Genomic DNA, 22,504 nt, shown 5'->3' with positions numbered 1-22,504 from the left:
CGCATGTTGCTATGCTTTATCGCTGAAAAGAGAGTTTCATCTAATTTATCTTAGATGACTTTAGAAGGGGCGCTTGTTCGCTCCTTCTTTGTGTTTAAATTTATTTAAAATTTTGATCTAGTGCGATGGCTTCTAAGCTTTGTCATTTATCTACACAGCAGTTGTAGTCTGAATGCCAAACCTTAGGGGTCTCACTAGAATAAAACTAGGAAAATATAATACATGTCAATGTTTAATATCGTTCGTAAAGAATTCCAATTTGGTCAACACCAAGTTGTTTTAGAAACGGGTCGTGTTGCACGTCAAGCAAATACAGTTTTAGTTACCATGGGTGGCGTGACTGTTCTCGTTGCGGTTGTGGCTCAGCCTAAAGCAAAAGCGGGTCAAGACTTTTTCCCGTTAACTGTTAACTATCAAGAAAAACAATATGCAGCTGGTCGTATCCCTGGTGGTTATGGCAAGCGCGAAGGCCGTGCGTCTGAAGCTGAAACGTTGATTTCACGTCTGATTGACCGTCCAATCCGTCCATTGTTCCCAGAAGGTTATTTCAACGAAATCCAAGTAACAGCAACTGTTGTTTCTTCGGATAAGACGATGGATGCTGATATTGCAGCTATGCTCGGTGCTTCAGCGGCATTGTCGATTGCAGGTACGCCGTTCCGTGGTCCAATTGCAGGTGCACGTGTTGGTTTAATCAACGGTGAATACGTTCTTAACCCGAATTTTGAACAACTGGCTCAGTCTGATCTTGACCTTGTGGTTGCAGGTACAGAGTCAGCTGTGCTTATGGTTGAATCTGAAGCGAAAGAACTTTCAGAAGATCAAATGTTGGGTGCGGTGCTTTTCGGTCATGACGAAATGCAAATTGCGGTTCAAGCGATTAAAGAATTTGCAGCAGCGGCAGGTGCAGTTGAATCAACTTGGGTTGCGCCAAGCAAAAATGAAGTGCTTCTTGAGCAATTAAAAGCGGCTTTTGAAGCAAAAATCTCTGAAGCATATACCATTGCGGTTAAACAAGACCGCTATGCGGCACTTGATGCACTTTATGCAGAAGCCGTTGCTCAGTTCGTTCCTGAAAATGACGAAACGGGTATTGCGGATGAAGTAAACGAATTATTTGAAGACCTTAAATACCGTACTGTACGTGACAACATTTTGTCAGGTAAGCCACGTATTGATGGCCGTGATACTAAAACTGTACGTGGTATCGACGTACAAGTTGGTGTATTAGATCGTGCACACGGTTCTGCATTATTCACACGTGGTGAAACTCAAGCGTTAGTGACAACCACTTTGGGTAATACCCGTGATGCGTTAATGGTTGATACTTTAGCGGGTACAAAAACTGACAACTTCATGTTGCACTACAACTTCCCAGCTTACTCTGTTGGTGAAACGGGTCGTGAATCAGGTCCTAAACGTCGTGAAATCGGTCATGGTCGTTTGGCTCGTCGTGGTGTTCAAGCAGTTCTTCCTGCAGCTGACCGCTTCCCGTACGTGATCCGTATCGTATCTGATATCACTGAATCTAATGGTTCATCTTCTATGGCTTCTGTATGTGGCGCTTCATTGTCACTGATGGATGCTGGTGTACCATTGAAAGCACCAGTTGCGGGTATCGCAATGGGCTTGGTTAAAGAAGGCGAGCGTTTCGCAGTTCTTTCTGACATCTTGGGTGATGAAGATCACTTGGGCGATATGGACTTTAAAGTTGCGGGTTCTGCCAACGGTATTACTGCACTTCAAATGGACATCAAGATCGAAGGGATCACTGAAGAGATCATGGAAGTGGCATTAAACCAAGCATTTGCTGGTCGTATGCACATCCTGAATGAAATGAACAAAGTCATTTCACGTGCACGTTCAGAAATCAATGCACATGCACCAACCTTCGAAGTAATCAACATCAACCCTGACAAGATCCGTGACGTGATTGGTAAAGGTGGTGCGACCATCCGTGCGATTACGGAAGAAACTAAAGCAGCGATTGATATCGAAGATAACGGTACTGTACGCGTGTTTGGTGAAACTAAAGCAGCTGCGAAAGCTGCGATTGCGAAAATCCAAGCGCTTACTGCAGAAGTTGAGCCAGGTACCATCTATGCGGGTAAAGTTATTCGTATCGTTGAATTTGGTGCATTCGTGAATATCATGCCAGGTACTGATGGTTTGCTTCACATTTCACAAATCTCAAATGAGCGTATTGCGAATGTGACTGACGTATTAAAAGAAGGTCAGGACGTTAAAGTACAAGTTGCTGATGTCGACAACCGTGGTCGTATCAAGTTGACAATGAAAGACATTGAACAAGCTTAATGCTAGCAAGCATTTTGCTTAAAAAAAGCGCATTGTTTTAACAATGCGCTTTTTTATTAAGTGAATGATTGTTAAGAACATAAAAAACTGAAACTATAAACATAAAATTTCTTGATATTAGACATTAGTCTAATGCTTTAATTGTGCGCCTCACAATTAACGTAGAATTCCCCAAATTTCCGTGCCTGCCTGCGTTTATGTGGTTTTAGATAGACAGTCGGAAGTCTATTTGTTCATCCCAATATGAAGGAATATCGCACATGCTTGTCGATCATGTCGCCACAGGTCAAGATGACCAACAGCCTCCCAAGAAACCAAAGTTTTATCAGATTCTTTATGTGCAAGTGATCTTCGCCATTGCCGCGGGGATATTGTTAGGTCATTTCTTCCCAGAATTGGGTGAAAGCTTAAAGCCACTGGGCGAAGCCTTCATTAAATTAGTTAAAATGATTATTGCTCCCGTGATTTTCCTGACCGTTGTGACAGGGATTGCGGGAATGAAAAACCTCGGCAGCGTAGGTCGGGTGACCGCGAAGGCCATGATCTATTTCTTGACCTTCTCCACTCTAGCTTTGATCGTGGGTTTGATTGTCGGAAATGTGATTGAGCCAGGTCATGGTTTGAATATTGATCCAAGTAGCTTGCACAGTACCAAAGTTGATGAATATGCTGCCAAAGCACATGAGTCGACCATTACCGGCTTCTTGATGAATATCATTCCAGATACTTTGGTCAGTCCATTTGTATCCGGCCAAATTCTTCAAGTTCTGTTTGTTGCGGTATTGTTTGGTTTGGCATTGGCAAAATCAGGTGATTTAGGTCGTCCAGTCACTGATTTTTTACAGCAGCTCACCACGCCAGTATTCACCTTGGTGGGTATGTTGATGAAGTTTGCGCCGATTGGTGCATTTGGTGCCATGGCCTTTACCATTGGTGCTTATGGGATTAGCTCAATCGGTAATTTGATGTTGTTGATTGCGACCTTCTACATTACTGCTTTGCTGTTCGTGATTATTATTCTGGGCGCAGTGGCACGTTATAACGGCTTCTCGATCATTGACCTGATTCGTTATATTAAAGACGAACTTTGGTTAGTCCTCGGAACAAGTTCATCAGAAGCGGCATTACCGTCATTGATGGCGAAGATGGAAAAAGCGGGCTGCGAAAAGTCGGTGGTGGGTTTAGTGATTCCAACCGGTTATTCATTTAATTTGGATGGTACCAATATTTATATGACTTTGGCGGCATTGTTCATTGCCCAAGCCTGTAATATTGAATTAACCCTCACCCAACAAATCACCATTCTATTGGTGGCGATGTTGAGCTCTAAAGGTGCAGCAGGGATTACTGGTGCGGGCTTTATTACCTTGGCTGCAACCCTGTCCGTTGTTCCTGCAATTCCAGTGGCGGGTATGGCATTGATCCTTGGTATTGACCGTTTCATGTCAGAATGCCGTGCATTAACCAACTTAGTCGGTAATGCTTGTGCCACAATCGTGGTGGCAAAATGGGATAATGCGTTGGATAAAGAGCAACTTGACCAAGCCCTTAAATATGGTGTGGTTGAGAAGAAAGAAGTGTAATCTTCCTAATATTCGGAAAAGCCTCCATGCTGTGCATGTGGGGCTTTTTTATTGGATGTCGTTTCAGTCCTGTAATAGCCTAGCTTTTTATCTGGCTTCGTGGCAGCATTTCTATCGCCCTTCTAATGTCTATTGTCCTATGCAACTTTATTATTTTTATCGTCATAACAGTGAAAATACGATTTTTATCAGTGCGGAACAACAACCAGAACATACGCTTGAATTTTTATGGGTGGATAGTCTTAGACAAGATCTGGTGAATCATACTGAGGTTTGGCAGAAGAATATTTATGAGCATACGGGATTGGTACTGAATGAATTCCATTTGCGGGATCTACTGAATATTGAGCATCCTTGTGCATTTGATACGGTGGAGGAATATGACCTACTGGTGTTCCGTAAACTGATTAGCCCAGATGACCAGATTTTGGCAAATGAGAGTACTTCAGAATCACATGAAAGTGTTTTTGGTTTGGCGACCACACCCATGAGTTTTATCTTAACGCCCACCGTTTTGGTGAGTGTGAGAGAGCAGGGCAATCAGGCAGTAGAGAGTTATATTCAACGCATTCAGACCATTATGGGGCGACCAATTGCAGAGCAGAATAAACCACGTAAATTAGCCAGCACCCCCGCAGATTTATGCTTACGCCTATTGAATAGCATGATTGATGGTTATCTGAATTTACGCACGCCCTTAACCCGTCGGGTCGAGTATTGGCAACAACAACTGTTACAGGGTAATCGTCGTTTTAAGCAGTGGCATCAATTGTTTCATGAAGATATGGCCTTTCAGCAAATCGAAAATCTCTGTGAGGAGCAGATCGAAACCTTACAGGAGTTCAGAGACGAGCTGGTCGATAATTATCATCATGTGGTGGGTGAGCATAAGCATAAAGCACATGATATTCTGTTGGTACGCCTGAACGACTTAATGAGTCATGTAGAACGGGTGCAAAAGCATACGCTACGTTTAAGAAATGCGATTCAATCGGCCATCGATTTACACTTCTCTGCGATTGCCAACCAAACCAATGAAAACATGCGCATCTTGGCAATTATTACCGCCATCTTTGCACCACTGACCTTGCTGACTGGGGTCTATGGGATGAACTTTAAGTTTATTCCAGGGTTGAAATCACCGGTTGGCTTCTGGATCATGCTTGGGGTCATGCTGATGAGTACAGTCATGCTACTGTATTATTTTTATCGTCAACATCTGGTTGGACGAGGAGAGCGTAGTGTGATTGATTTACTGGCTCAGCAACATCGACAACGTAATTTTAATTTGTTGTGGTTTCTGGACTACGAACCGATTAAGCAAACGCTGAAAGAAGTGGAGAAAATGACCAAGCTAAAATAGGATGGGCTTGGTCATTTGCAGGATGGCTTAATGAAAATGTTTGAGCTGTTTACGCAGCTGTTGCACTTCATCGATTAAATCCAACATCACTGCGACGGCAGACAGGCTGGCATCAAAGTCGCGTTGCAGACGATAGGCCCGTCTGGCTCGGCTGACATCTTCACCAATAAACTGATAGCTTTGTGGTTCAACAGAGATTTGCAAAATATCATAATCAATCAGCTTGAGTACCCAATCGGTACTTTGACCACATGCTTCGGCGAAGTGCTCAAGATCAAGTGCCAATTGTTCATCAATGATTTCAACTTGGCTATGACCGTCATATTGAATTTCTTTGTATTGAATGGTTGTCATGATCTTACTCCTTATGAGGCACGGGGTTTGAATGCAGCAAAGGCATCGGCAAATTGTTGGTAGGCCTGTTGCTCTTGCTCACTGTGCGCTGGCGGTAAAACAATATTAATAATCAGGTATAACTGCCCAGCAGTTTTGTTGGGAATGCCTTTGTCTTTTAAGCGTAACTGTTGCCCATTCTTAGCATTTTTCGGTAAGTTCACTTTGAGCTGCCCAGCAGGAGTGCTTAGTTCGATGCTTTGGCCCAAACCAGCTTCCCAAGGGCTAACATCAATAGTCTGATAGACATCAGCACCTTCAACACGAATTCGATCCGTGTCTTTGTATTGGATTTCAATATAAAGATCACCGTTTTCACCGCCATTGATCCCCGTTTGGCCTTGACCATTGAGGCGGATTTGCTGACCTTCCTTCATGCCTTTTGGAATCTTAACCTCTAGGGTTTTCCGTTGCACTTCAGGTTCACCATACACATTGTAGGTTGGGATTTGCAAGGTGATCTGTTGAGTTGCGCCATGGTAGGCAATGTCTACATCGACCTGAATACTGGCGTGCTGATCTTCACCACGATAACTGCGTTGCTGGCGTTGAGAGCGCTGTTGCCCGCCACCAAAGCCTGAGCCAAAGCGACCAAATAAGTCTTCAAAGCCACTAAAGTCAGCGCCATCACCTGAGCTTTGACGATAGAATTGTGAACCGTCAAAACCACTATGCTGGCCTTGGCCCGCATTAGAAAAGCCCTGAGGATGATCCAGCATTTGGTCATATTCTGCTTTTTTAGTACTGTCACTCAAAGTGTCGTAGGCGACGTTAATCGCCTGCATTTTAGCTTCAGCATCAGTTTCTTTGCTAATGTCAGGATGGTATTTACGTGCCAGTTTCCGATAGGCTTTTTTGATTTCATCTGCTGTGGCGTCTCTTGAAACACCGAGCTCTTCATAATAATTTTTTGCCATGATTTTAATAAAGATAATAATGTGTTTCTTTCATTATGAAACGAATCCAAGAGATTTCAATGGATTCGATTGTATAAGACTTGTTCCGCTGCGCTTCAAGCATAGTGGATAAAGAATTTAGACGGGTATTGCGGTGATTGACTAGAGAAAAGTATCAACCAGACCATAGAATGCAATCAATACCAGCAGGACACCACACAGGCCTAGAATCTTAGGATAAATACTACTTTGAGAAAGGCTGCGGAAGAACAGATAGACCAAAGACAGGGTGAGGAAGTCCAAAATAATCCAAGTCACTGTCAGTAGGCTTAAACTGAAATTGATGTTCGGTGAGATGTGAATAAACTGCGGGAAAAATGCCGAAAAGAAGATAATATCTTTCGGATTGGAAATTCCCACCAGAAAGCCTTTTTTAAAGCCACCGCTTTGTGCAGATACGGTTTGAATGGCAGTTGGATGTGGTGCCTGAAGCACTTCTTTAATGATGCTATAACCCAGATAGGCGATATACAGGCAGCCCAATACCCGAATGGCTTTGAGGTAATTCTCATCAATAGTAAGAAAACCTTTGAGAATGAGTACGGAAATAAAAATCAGGATTAAAGAGGCGAAGTTGGTTCCAAAAATCGTCTCTAGTGCCTTTTTATAGCCACCCTTAAGACCAGCACTGGCAACTAAAATCATCACAGGACCAGGGGTCGCAATCAGCACAACCACACTGATGATAAACAGTAAATATTCGAAGTAATTCATAAGGCAAAGTTAGAGTCTATGTTATTGGGAGATTTGAGCATTGTTTTATCGCATAGACCTTAATACAAAATAAAAAAAGACGGAAGCCCGTCTTTTTTTATTTTTTAACATTTGGTCAATTAACTTAAATGTTCACCGAACAAACCTAAGGCTTCTTCTGCGGTAAATTCATAACGGGTATTACAGAACTGACAATCCATCTGGATTGGGTTTTGAGCTTCCAGTGTTTCATGAACTGCAGTCACACCGATTTGAATCAAGGCATTGGCACAGCGTTCTTTAGAGCAGGTACAGCCAAACTTTAATTGTTCAACTTCAGGTAAACGCACTTCTTCCTCGTTATACAAACGATAAAGAATTTCATTGGCTGAAAGATCTGTCAGTTCTTCTGGTTTTAAGGTTTCAGTCAACATGGTCAAACGAGGCCATAGATCTTCGTCTACCATTTTTTGCTCTTCTTCATCGTTACGAGGAAGGAGCTGAATCAATAAACCACCTGAACGTTGCTGATTGGTTGCCAGAACGATATGTGTCGGAATCTGTGCCGATAAATCGTAGTATTGGGTCAAGCAACCTGCCAAGGTTGGTTGATCAAGCGGTACGATCCCCTGATAACGTTCGCCGTGTTCAGGCTCAATATTGATGAACAATACTGGATTGCTAAGCGCAGCAAGCACAGTACGGCTGTCTGTACCTTCGACAAAGCGAGGATCTTCTTCGTAATCAGCCAAGGCACGAACTTCACCTAAATGGTTGCATTCGGCCATGGCCCATTTGAAGGTACCTGTCGCTTGAATCTGTAAGCTAATACGGCCATGAATCTTGAGTGTGCTGGCAAGTAAGGCCGTTGCACTGAGCATTTCACCCAAGAGGCTTTGTACCGCAGGCATATATTCACGTTGCGCCAAAATGGTTTGAAGCGCTTCTTCCAAATGAACCACTTCACCGCGAACAGGACAGTCTTCGATAAAAAAGCGTTGGCGTAAATCAGACATATTTTTCTCCAGTACCCCTCTAGGGGGAAACAAAGCAATAGCTTGCTTTGAAAAGCACTTCGGGCTTTATAAAAAGGTGCATGTATGCAGTCAATAATGGTGTCAGTTTGCTAAAACTCAAGATGCTTCATTGGGTGAATTTGCATCACTTTGTGTGTTTTGATCATTGCTCACACGATCTATATGCAAAGTTTTTGTATGTGCAAATAAATACTCTAGTTCGGCTATAGCATTTGGATAGCTTTCAATCATGTCTTGTTGATCGTGTGTCCAGTGTTGCTGTATCAGCAGTCGTTGATCTTCCTGTTTGAATTGCGTCATCTGCATTTCTGCTTCATCGCTGGAAAGACCCGTTTCAATCAAGGCCTGCTGCGCCATATTTAACGATGAAGCATAAGTTTCACGCCAAATCTGTGAGATGCCTAAGCCATGCAGTAAATGGGCATGGTGACGGTCACGAGCACGGACTAAAAGCGTTAAATCTGGGTAGTTTAAACGCAGGTGCCGCGCCAGATTCATACTGTCTTCAACATCATCAATCGCAACGATCAGTAATTTACAATATTCGATTCCTGCAGCACGTAGGTTTTCGACTTGAGTCACATCGGCATCAATAAAACGATGCCCGTATTGTTCAATAAAATCAGCATCAGGTTGGTTGCTATCGATCACATTAAAGTGTTTACCCTGTGCATGTAAAGCGCGTGCGATGACTTGTCCAAAACGACCAAATCCAATGATGAGAATTGGATGTTGTGGAACATCGGCATCAACCACCGCGATTTTACTCTTTTGTAGCATGGGCAAAATTTTTCGATCAAATAATTCGTATAGGAGCGGAGTGAAAAGCATCGACCCGAATATAATGAGAAAGGCTGGTTCTAATAAGTCTTTGCCGAGTAAATTTTCGCTTTCTGCCAGCTTGAGTAGAATAAAACTAAATTCACCACTTTGTGCCAAGGTGATTGCAAAGCGAGTACTGAGTTTGGCATGGCGTTGTTGGTAATAGCTGATCGCGCCAATCACAGCGGCTTTGATCAAGACCAAAGTAAAGATTGAAGCCAGAATCAGCAGTGGTGTTTGAGTTAAAGGCGCCAATGAAAGGCCCAAGCCAATCGCCAGAAAAAATAAGCCTGTTGCTGCATCTTTAAAAGGGTCGAGAATACGTTCAACTTCAGTTTTAAATTCGGTTTCTGCGAGTAGCAAGCCTGCTAAAAATGCAGCAATCAAGACATGAATATTGAGAATATCCATGATCAGGATCACAGCAAGCAGTACCAATAAGCTGAGCGCAGGAATGAGATGAATACTATTTTTATGTGCTAAAAAACGGAATGCAGGTCGAACCAAATAACGGCTGGCGAGGAACAAGCCTGAAATAGTGGCAATGATCGCAGCAAAATAAGCAATCCCATGACGGGTTGAGGCCGTGTCTTCCAATAAAGGAAAAAGTGCAATCAGAATGACGGCAATAAACGCTTGGAACTGTAAAGTCGCCAGGCTTACTTGACCTAATTTATAATTGAGCTGTTGTTTTTGTTGGAGTAGTTGTTGTGGGAGAATGACCGCAGAGAGCGCTAAAGCAGATCCAAGTATCAGACTAATCAGCAGCTGATGAAACAGGATGAAGCATGCTCCAACCAGCAAGATAGTGGTGACCAGATATTGTAAACCACTATTTTTTAAGATGCCTCTGCGCTCTGCCCAGAGTTGTAGAGGGCGAAAAGCAAACCCAATAAAGAACATCACCGCAATCATACCAACATGCAGTAATTGCTGGATCAGGTGCGGGTCTTCAATCAAACCAGAAACACTGGAACCAAGTAAAAGCCCTGTAATGAGATAACCCAAAACAGTGGTGGAGGCATAGCGTTTTGTCAAAGGAACAAAAATTAAAGCCGCAGCCAGTAAAAAAATAATCGGGAGCAGTAAAGACATTGAATGCCTCAATTTTTCTATTCTGTCTAGACTAACTCAAATGAGGCACCTATAAAAATATGATCTGCAAAGATGATATTCTGAAATGCTACTGGTCATTTGAATCAGTGTACGCTTAGCTTTTAACTAAACTCTTGTGGATCAACATCAATCGAAAGTCTGAGTAGATGCTGACGTGGTAAATGTACCACTTGTTGCCACCATTGACGTAAATAAAAATGCAGTTTGGCGCGATCAGGCGACAAAATCACCATATGCGCACGATAACGTCCTGCTTTACGTTCCATCGGTGCAGGAATGGGACCCCATATATCCACGGTATCGCCCGCCATTGCTCTCAGCTGTTGGGCAATATCAGCTAAGAATTGTTGGCTATAGTCGCGATCTTTAGATTCAACCCGAACCAATACCGCATAGCGATAGGGTGGAAGGAGTGCGATTTTGCGATCAGCCAGCATTTGTTTGGCAACAGTGCGGTAGTCATGCTCAATTAGGGTAGTCAGCATCGGGTGATCCGGGCGCAGACTTTGTAAATAAACACTGCCTTTATGCTCACCACGACCAGCACGGCCAGCGACCTGCACAATCAGCTGTGCGGTTCGCTCAGGCGCACGTGGGTCAACACTGAGTAAGCCAGCATCAATATCTAAAATCGCGACGAGGGTCACATGCGGGAAATGATGACCTTTGGCCAGCATTTGGGTACCCAACAAAATGCTCGGCTTATTTTGCTGAATGCGATCATAGATCTTTTGCCAGCTACCGACTCGGCTGGTACTGTCACGATCGACCCGAATCACTTCATTATGTGGGAACAGTTCTTGTAAATGTTCTTCAAGTTTTGCTGTTCCTGCTCCAAGGGTTTTTAAGCTTTGTTTCTGACAGGCAGGACAATGATCAGGCAGGCGATTGATGGTGCCGCAATGATGACAATGCAAATAATGGTAGGGCTGTGAATGCAAAGTAAAATGTGCATCGCAATGTGGGCAGTTGGCTTGCCAACCACAACTTTCACACATCAGGATCGGCGCATAACCGCGTCGATTTAAAAAGATCAGCACCTGTTCTTTACGTTCTAAAGTATGTTTGATCTGTTCGATGAGTGTTTGGCTGAGACCATGCTTCTTTTTTGCGACTTTTAAATCCACCACATACATTTTCGGCAGTACAGCGATGCCTGCACGCTGATTCAACTCAAGCAGATGTAATTTGCCCGATTCCACCAAGTGATAACTGTCAATACTTGGGGTGGCGGAGCCGAGAATGACAGGGCAATTCTGCAAATGTCCACGATATAAGGCCACATCGCGGGTATGGTAGCGAAAACCTTCTTGCTGCTTAAAGGAGAGATCATGTTCCTCATCTAGAATGATTAAGCCTAGATGCGGCAGTGGGGTATAGATTGCTGAGCGTGTACCAATAATAATCGATGCTTTGCCCGTTTGTGCATGCTGCCATGCCTGTAAACGTTTTGAGTCATTTAAGCCTGAGTGCAGTAAGGCCACATCACAATGAAAACGTGACTTAAAACGAGCAACCGTTTGCGGGGTTAGACCAATTTCAGGCACCAGTACCAATACTTGTTTGCCTTGTTTTAACACCTCATGCATGACTTGCAAATAAACTTCAGTTTTGCCACTACCGGTCAAACCATCGAGTAAAAATGCCTGATAGTGATGCTGTGCTTTGAGGATCTGTTGAATTGCTTTCTTTTGATCTTCGTTGGGTGTCAAAGGGACTTGTGCCAGTTGCACAGGCGTTGGGGTGAAATCATGCGGTTCTAAACAGCATTCAACCAAGCCCTTTTTTTCTAATGCCTTTAAAGTTGAGGTTTCTACACCACTGAGATTGAGCACATTCTCTGTAGCACCGTGTGGATGAAGCTTTAAAACCTGATAAGCATCATATTGTTTTTGTGAACGTTTTAATAAGGCATTGGGGTCATCATGCGGAGTGATTTTCCATAGATGAAACAGGATATCCAAGGCACGCCCTTGTCTTAATAAGGTGGGCAAGGCACTTTGCATCACCTCACCAATCGGGAATTGGTAATATTGTGCAGACCATGTCAACAAAGTTAAAACTTGTTGATCTAGAATGGCTTCTTCATCGAGCAGTTCAGTAATCGCTTTAAGTTTGAATTGGCCTGTAAATGCTTCGTTAGGATCTACTTTTTCAGTAATGATTCCTACGAGGTTTTGCCGCCCAAAAGAAATCGCAACGCGTGCACCGATTTGCGCCTGCGCATATTGCTCAGCACTGACCGTGTAGTCAAAGGTGTCATACACATAGACGGGTATCGCGACTCGAATACGGTAGAGAATAGCGTTAGAATTTTGGCTAGGCATATCGGCTTCATTCATGTGTAAAATGGCATGACTGTATGTCATATAATTATGCTAAAGTGCTGTGCAATATGTCGATGAATTTCTTGCGGAACAAGGTTCCTCATCCCATACACGGATGCAACTTAACGACTACTATTTTGGGACAATTAGAACAGAACCATGCCTGCTTATCAATTTACAGCTATTGATGCTTCTGGAAAGCAACATAAAGGTGTGCTGGAAGGGGATTCCGCACGCCAAATTCGCCAACAGTTACGTGATAAAGCATGGACACCGATTGCGGTCGATGCGGTTGAGCAAAAAGACAAACAACAACAGCGTTCATGGTTTAAAAAAAGCTTTAGTGCCTATGATCTGGCTTTGATGACCCGTCAGCTTTCAGTTTTGGTCGCTGCGGGAATTCCACTTGAAGAAGCACTGCGTGCAGTGAGTAAACAAAGTGAAAAATCACATGTCCAAAACTTATTAATCGCCGTACGATCCAAGGTTTTGGAAGGACACTCACTGGCGAAAAGTATGCAGCAGTCAGGGCGATTTCCCGAACTGTATATTGCAACTGTTGCTGCGGGTGAGCGTTCAGGCCATCTTGATCTGATTCTAGATCAACTGTCCGACTACACCGAGAACCGTTTTGCTATGCAGAAGAAAGTGCAGGGCGCGATGATCTATCCGATTGTACTGATGCTGATGTCTTTCGGGATTGTGATGGGGCTGATGACCTACGTCGTGCCTGAAATTGTCAAAACCTTTGAACAAAGCAAAGAAGCCTTGCCTTGGATTACAGTTGCTTTGATGAAAGCCAGTGCCTTTATTCGACATACTTGGTTGGGCATGCTCATTCTGGCTTTTATCGCGGTGATCTTGTTTACCCGTTTTTTAAGAACCACAGCAGGACATTATGCATTTGACCGATTAACACTCAGATTGCCACTATTTGGTAAACTTTCGCGTGGTATAAATGCGGCACGTTTTGCCAGCACCTTGTCGATTCTGACCCGTTCTGGCGTACCTTTGGTTGAAGCCTTGCGAATTGGGGCGGAAGTCAGTAATAACTGGGTAATCCGTGATGCCATTGAAGTGGCGATGGAGCGTGTAACAGAAGGTGGTAATTTGGCAACACAGTTGGAGCGTTGCGGTTATTTCCCCCCAATGATGGTACAAATGATTCGAAGCGGTGAAGCATCAGGCGAGCTAGATCGTATGTTGGATCGTGCATCCACCATGCAAGATCGTGAGGTGACCACCTTTATTTCCACATTACTGGCTTTACTTGAACCTTTGATGCTGATTTTTATGGCAGCAATTGTATTGGTGATTGTGATTGCGGTAATGTTGCCAATTATTAATATGAACAATATGATTTGATGAGTGACATGAAAGAGATGAATATGAATAACTCAATGAATAAGCACAATGTTGAACAAAGCTTGAATCCTTGCACTCGAAGCATAGCCTCTTATCTTGCGGCACGTTCGAGCGTTGCTCGAATGAATCGTGCCTCAGGATTTACACTCATTGAAGTGATGGTTGTTATTGTAATTTTAGGTGTTCTGGCTGCATTGATCGTTCCAAACGTGATGGGGCGTGGTGAAAAGGCCAAAGTTGATACCACCAGTATTACTTTAAAAGGTGTTGCGGGTGCGTTGGATCAGTATAAGCTAGACAATGGTCGTTACCCATCGATGCAGGATGGTGGTTTGGATGCGTTGGTGAATCAACCTGCTTCTGCGAAAAACTGGTTGCCAGGTGGTTATGTCAAAGGTGGTTATCCAAAAGACAGTTGGGAAAATGATTTACAGTATGTGATCCCAGGGCGTGAAGGTCGTGCATTTGATTTATATTCGTTTGGTGCGGATGGTAAAGAAGGTGGCGAAGGCAATGATGCCGATATTTATTATCAGCCATAATGATGAAATAAAATATCACTTCACTTTTTGAATTAAATAAATCTAGAGTGAAGTGATAATGTTTCTTAATTATAAATAACAAGCTAAAATTTTGAAAAATATAAAATAAATAAAATATTGAATATGTGAGAGTTATAATAAGAATTATTCCCATATTTAATAGTTACAAGAAAAAGAAATTATGCAGAAAAATAGACTTCTTCTTTAGATCAAAGCTTTGCATAATAAATTCAGACCATTGAAATAAGATGTGGAGATCAGATGAAAGCATTTTTTGTGTTGGATGAACTGAATCAGTTTCATTGGGCAATGCTTAAATCTGTATTGCTCATCTTAAGTTTATTGCCTTTTAGTGAAGGTGCATTAAGTTTGTGGCAAGCTTCAGAAGGAAGCAGCCAAATCATGATTGGTTTTTTTGCATTGAGTATGTTGAGTGCATGGTTTGTATTGTGTTTTCTCAGTGCCTTAAAAACCAGTGTCTGGCATAACCACGAGCTAATTTCTAAATATGAGCAGCTTGTGTTTAAAGCCTATCGCTATATTCCGATGCTATTTTTATCCAGTCTGGTGGCGTATTTATCGGTGCAATTGTCGATTAATTTCTAAGCCTATATTGTGAATAAAAACGTAGACCAAAGATCTACGTTTTTTTATGGTCTGCAGTTAAACTGGTCGAACCAAGAGCAGGGTTAACTTGCGCACGACAGGCAAGACCAAGAGCAGCACAGGGAAAGCAATTAGCCATGAAATTCCCCACGCTGACATCCACGTTGCGAAAGAGAACTGCTCAAAACCCATACTTCTCAGTGTACTTATACAAGACACGATGAAAGTCATAATAATGGATAAAAAGAAGGGTAAAACAATGGATGCGTAACGATTTGGAATTTTCTGAAAATTAAAAGTAGAAGATTTTGAATTCTGCATTTTTGACTCCGTAAACCAACAAACGCCAGTGCCTTATCCAAGATGAAAATATCTAGATAAAATAGCTCCAAGCCTTGTTGGAGATATGTTGGCACGTTGATTGACGTAAACGTTTACGGCTTTATAATCAGCACAATTAATTTAGCATGAAGTCGCTAAATAGAAAATAAAAATAAGCGTATTTATTGAGTTGGATAGATTCGCTATGCTGCAACTGGGCTTAAAAGAGCAAAAAGGAAAAAGCATGCAACAGATCGAATGGAATGATTTTACTAAGGTTGAATTACGTGTGGGTAGAATCATTCAAGCGGAAGTGTTTCAACAAGCGCGAAAGCCCGCTTATATTTTGCAGGTAGATTTTGGTGAAGAACTGGGGATCAGAAAATCCAGTGCGCAAATTACCAAGCTATATCAACCTGAAGATTTGCTTGGAAAACTGGTGGTTGCTGTGGTGAATTTCCCGAAAAAGCAGATTGGGCCGATTCAGTCTGAATGTCTGGTGACAGGTTTTCATAATGCAGACGGAGATGTCGCGCTTTGTGTCCCAGAGTTTGATGTTCCTCTGGGCACAAAGTTACTGTAATTTATCGACGGGATTTGAAGCTAATATCAACTTTACGCGGACGATAGATCCAGCCTACGATCAATAAAAGCAATGATAAAATTAAGATCGGGTAATCGCTTAGGCGGTTATACAGCGTTTGCCCTTGCATGGCAGGTAATTCGCCACGTAATACGGCTTCTTGATCTATTGGTGCTTGTTTTACGATATGACCATGCTGATCAATAAATGCAGTCACACCTGTATTGGTGGCGCGAATAAACCAACGACCATTTTCCTTGGCTCGCATCTGTACCATTTGCAGATGTTGCCAAGGTCCAGCCGTCCCCGTGAACCATGCATCATTCGACACAGTAATTAAGAAGTCACTATTTGATGCATTGCGACGGGTCAGGTTGGGATAAGCCACTTCATAGCAAATGGCTGCAGCCAATGCATGGCCTTTCACCATTAAAGGTTTCTGATTGGCCTCACCACGTGAAAAACCACTCATGCTGACATCATTTTGAAGGGCAGGTAATACCCATTTCAGTGCACCTGATAACGGAATATATTCACCAAAAGGCACTAAACGTTGCTTCTTATACAAACCCGATGAATCACTACCCGATGCCATAATACTGTTGTAATACAGCGGCTCGCCGACTTGTTGTGATTTAGGTAGATCCCAATAAGGAATACCTGTGACCCAAGCGGTATCGGTTTTCTTTGCTTGCGCGGCCATCGCATCCAAGAATTCTGGAATATCGGTCTGGAACATCGGAATAGATGACTCAGGCCAGACGATCAGATCACGACCCCATTCAGCACGAGTCAGTGTGGCGTAAATCTCTAAGGTTTTGATCTGGTATTCGGTGAGCCATTTCAAGTCTTGCGGAATATTGCCCTGAACCAAGGAAACGCTGAGTGGTTTGGCTGCTTTAGGTTGAACGAATTGAATCAATCCAGCGCCCCAAGCACCCAGTATCAGTAGGGTAGATGGAATTGCCCAGAACCAGCGACGATTTAGAATCTCAACTAAAGCACAGGCCAGCACAATCACGACGAATGAAACGGCATAAACGCCAAATAACGGCGCATAGCCATCGAGCAGACGTTCAGTGAAGGCATAACCTGCAAACAACCATGGGAAACCAGTGAACACCCATGTCTTGGCCCATTCAAAGAGTACCCAAAGTGGCGCGAAAGTCAGCGGTGTTTCAGGGAAGAAGCGCCGATACAACCAAGTTTGGAAGGCTGTAAATAGACCCATCGCAGCCGCCATAAAGGCAATCATCAAAATGCTTAAAAAGGCATTGGTATCGCCATAGGTATGGATAGAGGTGAATAGCCAAAAAGCACCGACGAACCATAAACCAAAACCATAAGCCCAACCCAGCGCAAAGGCTTGGCGTGGACTACGTTGACGTAATACTGCATACAATAATGCAGGCGATAAAATCGCGAGCCACCAAAAATAATAGGGTGCTAAGGCAAAACTAAAGATTGCACCTGAAATCAGTGCAATCAAAAGGGGAAATATAAAAGGAAGCTGAGTGTGTGCTTGAGATGGATTTAGCAGCTTCTCAAAATAGGTTCTCATTGACGGACAGCTCGAATCAGATGAATAGTGCGTGCATCTGCTTCAATAATGGTAAATTGCCAATCTCCAAGTTCAATGGTTTGACCTTGTAAATCGCTCACTAAACCAATCTCTTGCAGCAGTAAGCCGCCCATAGTTTCAACTTCATCGTCAGAAAAATCTGCATCTAAAATAGTGTTGAAGTGTTCGATTGGTGTAAGTGCCTGCACTATCCAAGTATTGGCTGTGGTTGGGTCATTGTCTGGTACGATATACAGTGCTTCTTCATCTGCAATATCGTGCTCATCTTCAATTTCGCCCACAATCTCTTCAAGAATGTCTTCGAGGGTAACCAAACCCGAGGTTGAGCCATATTCATCAATCACGATGGCAATATGGGTCTGGGTATTTTTTAACATGCGTAGCACTTGGTCTGAGCGTGCACTTTCAGGTACGAAAACAGGCTGACGCATCAATGAACGAATATCGACTTTGACATTGCGCTCAGTTAAAAATGGCAAAAGATCTTTCGCCAATAAGATGCCGACCACATTGTCACTTTGATCTGCTGAAAATACAGGGAAGCGTGAATGTGCCGAATCAATCAGTACATGCAGAATATCAAGTAATTGATCGTCTTCCTGTAAGCTGATAATCGCTGTACGCGGTGTCATGACTTCTCGAATCTTGGTTGCTGGCAGATCGAGAACACCCTCAAGCATAGCAACAGTATCTGGCTCTAAAAAGCGACGTGAGTCTTGAACTAACTTGAGTAATTCATCGCGGGTTTCAGGTGCGGTGCCTAACCATTTTCTTAAGCCACGCATACCCCACGACGGACTGGATTCCTCGACCATGATCTTTCCTAAAGACTCTCTATATCAATTAGATGATTTTCATCATACCGAAGATAAAGCGGATATGCATCAATAAAACTATGTAAAAAACGTACAGTTTTTCAAAATGCTGCTGATGATTTTCATCTGAGCGGTTTATGCTAAAATATGACAATTCGAATATTTGAGTTTAATGATGTCTGAACAACCCAAACTTCCCGCTGTTCAAATTAATACGCGAGGTTTACGTTGCCCTGAACCTGTGATGATGCTGCATCAAGCTATTCGCAAAGCCAAGTCAGGTGATGTTGTTGAGGTGCTTGCCACAGATCCGTCTACCTCATGGGATATTCCAAAATTTTGTATGCATCTCGGACACGAGTTGGTATTAAAAGAAGAAAGTTTGGATGAAAACAGCAATACGGAATATCGTTATTTGGTCCAGAAGGGTTAAGGATCATTTTTAAATATAAAAGCTTAAATCACGACTAAATTGATTTTATTAACGTTATCGTGATTTAAGCTATTTAATTAAAGGTTGTATTAATTTATTAATAATAATGCCTTTCTTTAAACTACAAGAATTTGCTGGTTTAATAATCCACTTGTCGGTATTAAGATCAATAGCGTAAGGCTCTCCACTTCCATATGCTATTAACTCCCTATTTTTGTATTCTTTTTCATCAACCACTAAAACATTTTTTTTAGAATCCCAATAAGCTTCCTGAGTTGCGAAAATAGGAAGAATTCTATTTTCCCTATTCTCAAAATATAAACATGACCCTTCAATTTTTATAGTTGCCTCGCTATAACTTGCATTGTCTCCTTCACCGGTATATTTTATTTGAGGAATAATGACTGTAGATTGAGAGCTTTTAGTCTCTTGGTTAGGGTTGTTACATCCATAAAGAATACAGATGAACCCAATGAGTGAGCTAAATAGTTTAATTTTTTTATTCATGATCAATAGACTAAAGAAAATCCTAGGTTATAAAGTTCATCCGTAGACATATAATAATATTCTGTACATTCGCCTGAGCCAGTACCAGAAGCTAGTGTCCCTTTTAACAAGCCAAATGCGGTTTGAGATGCGAAAACGGGACCGCCACTATCTCCTTGATAACATTTTAACGTTCCATTTCCTGTTCCTGATGCAGTGCCTTTTACTCTTACCCAGACAGGGTTACAGGTTTGACCATTGCATGCATTGGAATAAGTGGGGGCATAATTAGTTTGAGCTACATAACCACAACTATATCCAGTCGTTTTACCCTGATGACAAACATTATCGCCTTGAGTCGTACTTGCTCGTGTTCTTCGGCCTGTTAAAGTACGAGGGGTTGTTTGAGAGTCAGCATAAAACTCTGGTACAACAGTATTTCCAGAAGTAACAGAGTGCCATTGTACATCTTGATTTGCATTGCGTGCTTCATTAACAAAATTAAGTGCTACGCCACTATCCATATCCTTTAAGTTATTGTCACAATGACCAGCTGTTGTTATAAATCTGGTCCCTGCACTGTTTTTTATACCAAAACCTGACGTACAGTAGGATGAGGGAGAAGAGATATAAGCACCGCCTCGAATACTTGCAGCATCAGACATTTTTTGATTAGTAAACTCTATGTTAAAGGGTAAACCATTATTTTTACTTGATAGCGTTGCTAACTTCTGCTGTAAAATGGATTTATTAAGACTTCCATCTGTATAAACTAATAAACCAATTTCTCCACTTTTTTCATCATACCAAGTTGCTTGTAAATCAGGGAAAATTTTTTCAAACTAGGAATATTCGCTTTTAATCTACTTAAGCCTTCATCAAGAGTCTCATTAGCACCTGTTTGAAACTCAATAGGGATACTTAAATCTATATTAATAAAAGAAGGAAGAGTGCTTTGTACTTTAGCTCTAAAATTTTGTACAGGTTGTCCACCTTTTAGTCGAACAATAATTTTATAGGTTGGGTCATGCTCAACATAAATCCCAGCCAAACGTTCTTTATAGTTTTGTTTTATTTGCTCTATTAAAGGAGCTTTTGCATCTTGTATTGCTAACCTTTTTTGAGCCTCTTGTAAGCTTACACGATGATCTTTTATATACTCATTCGATTGTGCTTTTAATTCCTGGGCTAATGGAGAATTAGCTGCATAAGTATGAAAAGAGCATAAAGCTATAAATGGTAAAAATATACACTTCTTAAAATTATTCATATTTAACCTTTAAAATTATTTTAAGGTTTGAAACTATCATATTAAGATTTTAATTATTTTACGTTTTATACATTAAATTTAATCATATGGTGCCGATTTTATAAATATTTATTGTTTTATTTCAGGCCTTGTCAGTTATATCTGATGCTTAAAATATATTTGAATATTGAAGTGGCTAAAGCCCCAAAGATAAAACCCACCAAAACAGTGTCTTAGTGGGTCGCAAGGAATTACATATTCGGATAGTTCGGACCACCACCGCCTTCAGGCGTTACCCACGTAATGTTTTGTGATGGATCTTTGATATCACACGTCTTACAGTGTACACAGTTGGCTGCGTTGATTTGGAAGCGTTTAGAACCATCATCATTTTCCATGATTTCATAAACTCCAGCAGGGCAGTAGCGTTGAGCTGGCTCATCCCATTTTGGTAAGTTCACGTTCACTGGAATTGAAGGATCAGTTAACTTCAAGTGCGCAGGTTGGTTTTCTTCATGTACGGTATTTGAGATAAAGACTGAAGATAAACGGTCAAAAGTCAACTTGCCATCTGGTTTTGGATAGTTTGGTTTAAACGTTGAAGCATCCACCGTTTTAAGCACGGCAAAGTCTTGTTTAAGATCATGCAACGTGAATGGCACTTTAAAGATGTTTTGATCGATAAAGTTAAATGCACCACCAATCCATTGACCGAACTTATGCATCGCTGGACCAAAGTTACGCGAGCTATATAACTCTTCTTTTAACCAAGAATTGTTATATTTATCGGTATAAGCAGTGAGCTCTTTGTCAAAGTGGTCTTCGCCTTCAAGTACACGTGCAATCGCAAGATCACCACCTTTGGCAACACCCGCAGCAATCGCTTCAAACACTGCTTCACCACACAACATGCCTGATTTCATTGCGGTGTGTGAGCCTTTGATTTTTGAGAAGTTCAAGAAACCAGCATCATCACCAATCAAGCAACCGCCCGGGAAAGTGAGTTTAGGCAATGCATTAAAGCCGCCTTTGACCACAGCACGTGCGCCGTAAGAAATACGTTTGCCACCTTCAAGGAATTGCTTGATGGTTGGGTGTGTTTTCCAACGTTGCATTTCCATGAATGGATACATGTGCGGATTTTCATACGATAAATCGACGATCATGCCCATGGTGACTTGGTTATTTTCTGCGTGATATAACCACCAACCACCAGTAGAACCTGTTTCAGATAAAGGCCAACCTGCACCATGCATCACTAAACCTGGTTTGTGTTTTGCAGGATCGATTTCCCAAAGTTCTTTGATCCCGATACCGTAATGTTGCGGATCAGCATCTTTATCAAGATTATATTTGGCAATTAGGCGTTTACCGAGGTGACCACGGCAGCCTTCAGCGAATAAGGTATATTTGGCATGTAGCTCATAACCAGGCGTGAAGTTATGGGTTGGCTCACCATTTTTACCAATCCCCATATCACCTGTTTGGATGCCTTTTACCGTACCATCTTCATGGTAAAGCACTTCAGCAGCAGCAAAACCTGGGAAGATTGAAACTTCAAGTTCTTCGGCTTTTTGACCTAACCAACGCACCACGTTACCGAGAGAAACCACATAGTTTCCTTCGTTGTGCATTGACTTTGGTACCATCCAATGCGGCATTTTTTGTGCTTTGCTATCAGACAGTAAGAAATATGTTTCGTCGCCCGTTACAGGGACATTCAGTGGTGCGCCTTCTTCTTTCCAGTTCGGAAATAATTCGTTCATGGCACGTGGTTCAAGTACAGCACCAGAAAGGATATGCGCACCTACTTCAGAGCCTTTTTCAACAACACAAACAGAAAGATCAGGCAGGTTGTTTTCAATCGCTAATTGACGAATTTTAATCGCAGCAGATAAACCCGAAGGTCCTGCGCC

At 42.2% G+C, this 22,504-nt stretch carries 21 protein-coding genes; 8 read left to right on the top strand and 13 right to left on the bottom strand.

Annotation, left to right across the window (positions count from 1 at the left end):
* Positions 1–228: 228 nt before the first annotated feature.
* The 3 genes from pnp to F957_RS05660 all read left to right on the top strand — a co-directional run bounded on the left by pnp (position 229) and on the right by F957_RS05660 (position 5,262).
* Positions 229–2,316: a polyribonucleotide nucleotidyltransferase gene (gene pnp, locus F957_RS05650; protein WP_171068316.1), complete on the top strand. Its 2,088-nt coding sequence runs from the start codon at positions 229–231 to the stop codon at positions 2,314–2,316.
* A 260-nt stretch (positions 2,317–2,576) separates the two neighbouring features.
* Positions 2,577–3,899: a dicarboxylate/amino acid:cation symporter gene (locus F957_RS05655; protein ID WP_016542356.1), complete on the top strand. Its 1,323-nt coding sequence runs from the start codon at positions 2,577–2,579 to the stop codon at positions 3,897–3,899.
* A gap of 139 nt (positions 3,900–4,038) precedes the next feature.
* Entirely contained in the window at positions 4,039–5,262 is a 1,224-nt protein-coding gene (locus F957_RS05660) for a magnesium transporter CorA family protein (RefSeq protein WP_016542357.1), read from the top strand.
* Between the two features lie 27 nt (positions 5,263–5,289).
* On the opposite strand, the gene F957_RS05665 is transcribed toward F957_RS05660, so the two are convergent.
* From F957_RS05665 to F957_RS05690, 6 genes are all read right to left on the bottom strand, one after another.
* On the bottom strand, positions 5,290–5,616 hold the full coding sequence (locus tag F957_RS05665) for a chaperone modulator CbpM (RefSeq protein WP_004802375.1): 327 nt from the start codon (positions 5,614–5,616) through the stop codon (positions 5,290–5,292).
* A gap of 11 nt (positions 5,617–5,627) precedes the next feature.
* Complete coding sequence (locus tag F957_RS05670; protein WP_016542358.1) at positions 5,628–6,572, bottom strand: DnaJ C-terminal domain-containing protein; 945 nt, start codon at positions 6,570–6,572, stop codon at positions 5,628–5,630.
* Between the two features lie 141 nt (positions 6,573–6,713).
* On the bottom strand, positions 6,714–7,325 hold the full coding sequence (locus F957_RS05675; RefSeq protein WP_016542359.1) for a LysE family translocator: 612 nt from the start codon (positions 7,323–7,325) through the stop codon (positions 6,714–6,716).
* Between the two features lie 119 nt (positions 7,326–7,444).
* Positions 7,445–8,320: an Hsp33 family molecular chaperone HslO gene (hslO, locus tag F957_RS05680; RefSeq protein WP_016542360.1), complete on the bottom strand. Its 876-nt coding sequence runs from the start codon at positions 8,318–8,320 to the stop codon at positions 7,445–7,447.
* A gap of 117 nt (positions 8,321–8,437) precedes the next feature.
* Complete coding sequence (locus tag F957_RS05685; protein WP_016542361.1) at positions 8,438–10,258, bottom strand: cation:proton antiporter domain-containing protein; 1,821 nt, start codon at positions 10,256–10,258, stop codon at positions 8,438–8,440.
* A gap of 122 nt (positions 10,259–10,380) precedes the next feature.
* Complete coding sequence (locus tag F957_RS05690) at positions 10,381–12,606, bottom strand: primosomal protein N' (RefSeq protein ID WP_378319697.1); 2,226 nt, start codon at positions 12,604–12,606, stop codon at positions 10,381–10,383.
* Between the two features lie 159 nt (positions 12,607–12,765).
* Here F957_RS05690 and gspF point away from each other — a divergent pair, with 159 nt between their 5' ends.
* The 3 genes from gspF to F957_RS05705 all read left to right on the top strand — a co-directional run bounded on the left by gspF (position 12,766) and on the right by F957_RS05705 (position 15,119).
* Complete coding sequence (gene gspF, locus F957_RS05695; RefSeq protein ID WP_016542363.1) at positions 12,766–13,971, top strand: type II secretion system inner membrane protein GspF; 1,206 nt, start codon at positions 12,766–12,768, stop codon at positions 13,969–13,971.
* Entirely contained in the window at positions 13,971–14,513 is a 543-nt protein-coding gene (gene gspG / locus F957_RS05700) for a type II secretion system major pseudopilin GspG (protein ID WP_016660485.1), read from the top strand. The genes gspF and gspG overlap by 1 nt, the downstream gene beginning before the upstream one ends.
* Positions 14,514–14,774: 261 nt before the next feature.
* Positions 14,775–15,119, top strand: coding sequence for a hypothetical protein (locus F957_RS05705; RefSeq protein WP_016542365.1), 345 nt, complete (start codon positions 14,775–14,777; stop codon positions 15,117–15,119).
* A gap of 57 nt (positions 15,120–15,176) precedes the next feature.
* On the opposite strand, the gene F957_RS21280 is transcribed toward F957_RS05705, so the two are convergent.
* Positions 15,177–15,440, bottom strand: coding sequence for a DUF2798 domain-containing protein (locus F957_RS21280; protein WP_016660484.1), 264 nt, complete (start codon positions 15,438–15,440; stop codon positions 15,177–15,179).
* Positions 15,441–15,684: 244 nt separating this feature from the next.
* On the opposite strand from F957_RS21280, the gene F957_RS05710 reads away from it, so the two are divergent.
* Positions 15,685–16,023 (top strand): tRNA-binding protein, encoded by a 339-nt coding sequence (locus tag F957_RS05710; protein ID WP_023270886.1) that lies wholly within the window; start codon positions 15,685–15,687, stop codon positions 16,021–16,023.
* Between the two features lies 1 nt (position 16,024).
* Here the strand turns inward: F957_RS05710 and lnt are convergent, their stop codons facing one another.
* The gene (gene lnt / locus F957_RS05715) at positions 16,025–17,584 is read right to left on the bottom strand and encodes an apolipoprotein N-acyltransferase (protein ID WP_016542368.1); all 1,560 of its coding nucleotides are present in this window, start codon (positions 17,582–17,584) and stop codon (positions 16,025–16,027) included.
* A complete protein-coding gene (locus F957_RS05720) occupies positions 17,581–18,420 on the bottom strand; it encodes an HlyC/CorC family transporter (RefSeq protein ID WP_004656129.1) in 840 nt (279 codons plus the stop codon). Before F957_RS05720 ends, lnt begins: the two co-directional genes overlap by 4 nt.
* 175 nt (positions 18,421–18,595) lie before the next feature.
* Here F957_RS05720 and tusA point away from each other — a divergent pair, with 175 nt between their 5' ends.
* Positions 18,596–18,853, top strand: a complete 258-nt coding sequence (gene tusA, locus F957_RS05725; protein ID WP_004656127.1) for a sulfurtransferase TusA — start codon at positions 18,596–18,598, stop codon at positions 18,851–18,853.
* Between the two features lie 69 nt (positions 18,854–18,922).
* On the opposite strand, the gene F957_RS05730 is transcribed toward tusA, so the two are convergent.
* The 4 genes from F957_RS05730 to F957_RS05740 all read right to left on the bottom strand — a co-directional run.
* Entirely contained in the window at positions 18,923–19,360 is a 438-nt protein-coding gene (locus tag F957_RS05730; RefSeq protein WP_016660483.1) for a hypothetical protein, read from the bottom strand.
* A gap of 2 nt (positions 19,361–19,362) precedes the next feature.
* Complete coding sequence (locus tag F957_RS05735) at positions 19,363–20,004, bottom strand: trypsin-like serine protease (RefSeq protein ID WP_016542369.1); 642 nt, start codon at positions 20,002–20,004, stop codon at positions 19,363–19,365.
* A gap of 107 nt (positions 20,005–20,111) precedes the next feature.
* A complete protein-coding gene (locus F957_RS20970; RefSeq protein WP_016660482.1) occupies positions 20,112–20,609 on the bottom strand; it encodes a hypothetical protein in 498 nt (165 codons plus the stop codon).
* A 230-nt stretch (positions 20,610–20,839) separates the two neighbouring features.
* Positions 20,840–22,504, bottom strand: a 1,665-nt coding sequence (locus F957_RS05740) for an electron transfer flavoprotein-ubiquinone oxidoreductase (RefSeq protein WP_016660481.1), incomplete at its 5' end; no start/stop codon positions are given.

The sequence above is a fragment of the Acinetobacter gyllenbergii CIP 110306 = MTCC 11365 genome (assembly GCF_000413855.1).
Classification (GTDB): domain Bacteria; phylum Pseudomonadota; class Gammaproteobacteria; order Pseudomonadales; family Moraxellaceae; genus Acinetobacter; species Acinetobacter gyllenbergii.
The sequence above is the reverse complement of the archived record's forward strand: the minus strand, read 5'-3'. Positions and strand labels throughout refer to the sequence as shown.

What these genes read in the sequence shown, in the direction of transcription:
- pnp (WP_171068316.1), top strand. Translation starts at nt 229, where the DNA reads ATGTTTAATATCGTTCGTAAAGAATTCCAATTTGGTCAACACCAAGTT.
- F957_RS05655 (WP_016542356.1), top strand. Translation starts at nt 2,577, where the DNA reads ATGCTTGTCGATCATGTCGCCACAGGTCAAGATGACCAACAGCCTCCC.
- F957_RS05660 (WP_016542357.1), top strand. Translation starts at nt 4,039, where the DNA reads ATGCAACTTTATTATTTTTATCGTCATAACAGTGAAAATACGATTTTT.
- F957_RS05665 (WP_004802375.1), bottom strand. Translation starts at nt 5,616, where the DNA reads ATGACAACCATTCAATACAAAGAAATTCAATATGACGGTCATAGCCAA.
- F957_RS05670 (WP_016542358.1), bottom strand. Translation starts at nt 6,572, where the DNA reads ATGGCAAAAAATTATTATGAAGAGCTCGGTGTTTCAAGAGACGCCACA.
- F957_RS05675 (WP_016542359.1), bottom strand. Translation starts at nt 7,325, where the DNA reads ATGAATTACTTCGAATATTTACTGTTTATCATCAGTGTGGTTGTGCTG.
- hslO (WP_016542360.1), bottom strand. Translation starts at nt 8,320, where the DNA reads ATGTCTGATTTACGCCAACGCTTTTTTATCGAAGACTGTCCTGTTCGC.
- F957_RS05685 (WP_016542361.1), bottom strand. Translation starts at nt 10,258, where the DNA reads ATGTCTTTACTGCTCCCGATTATTTTTTTACTGGCTGCGGCTTTAATT.
- F957_RS05690 (WP_378319697.1), bottom strand. Translation starts at nt 12,606, where the DNA reads ATGCCTAGCCAAAATTCTAACGCTATTCTCTACCGTATTCGAGTCGCG.
- gspF (WP_016542363.1), top strand. Translation starts at nt 12,766, where the DNA reads ATGCCTGCTTATCAATTTACAGCTATTGATGCTTCTGGAAAGCAACAT.
- gspG (WP_016660485.1), top strand. Translation starts at nt 13,971, where the DNA reads ATGAGTGACATGAAAGAGATGAATATGAATAACTCAATGAATAAGCAC.
- F957_RS05705 (WP_016542365.1), top strand. Translation starts at nt 14,775, where the DNA reads ATGAAAGCATTTTTTGTGTTGGATGAACTGAATCAGTTTCATTGGGCA.
- F957_RS21280 (WP_016660484.1), bottom strand. Translation starts at nt 15,440, where the DNA reads ATGCAGAATTCAAAATCTTCTACTTTTAATTTTCAGAAAATTCCAAAT.
- F957_RS05710 (WP_023270886.1), top strand. Translation starts at nt 15,685, where the DNA reads ATGCAACAGATCGAATGGAATGATTTTACTAAGGTTGAATTACGTGTG.
- lnt (WP_016542368.1), bottom strand. Translation starts at nt 17,584, where the DNA reads ATGAGAACCTATTTTGAGAAGCTGCTAAATCCATCTCAAGCACACACT.
- F957_RS05720 (WP_004656129.1), bottom strand. Translation starts at nt 18,420, where the DNA reads ATGGTCGAGGAATCCAGTCCGTCGTGGGGTATGCGTGGCTTAAGAAAA.
- tusA (WP_004656127.1), top strand. Translation starts at nt 18,596, where the DNA reads ATGTCTGAACAACCCAAACTTCCCGCTGTTCAAATTAATACGCGAGGT.
- F957_RS05730 (WP_016660483.1), bottom strand. Translation starts at nt 19,360, where the DNA reads ATGAATAAAAAAATTAAACTATTTAGCTCACTCATTGGGTTCATCTGT.
- F957_RS05735 (WP_016542369.1), bottom strand. Translation starts at nt 20,004, where the DNA reads ATGTCTGATGCTGCAAGTATTCGAGGCGGTGCTTATATCTCTTCTCCC.
- F957_RS20970 (WP_016660482.1), bottom strand. Translation starts at nt 20,609, where the DNA reads ATGAATAATTTTAAGAAGTGTATATTTTTACCATTTATAGCTTTATGC.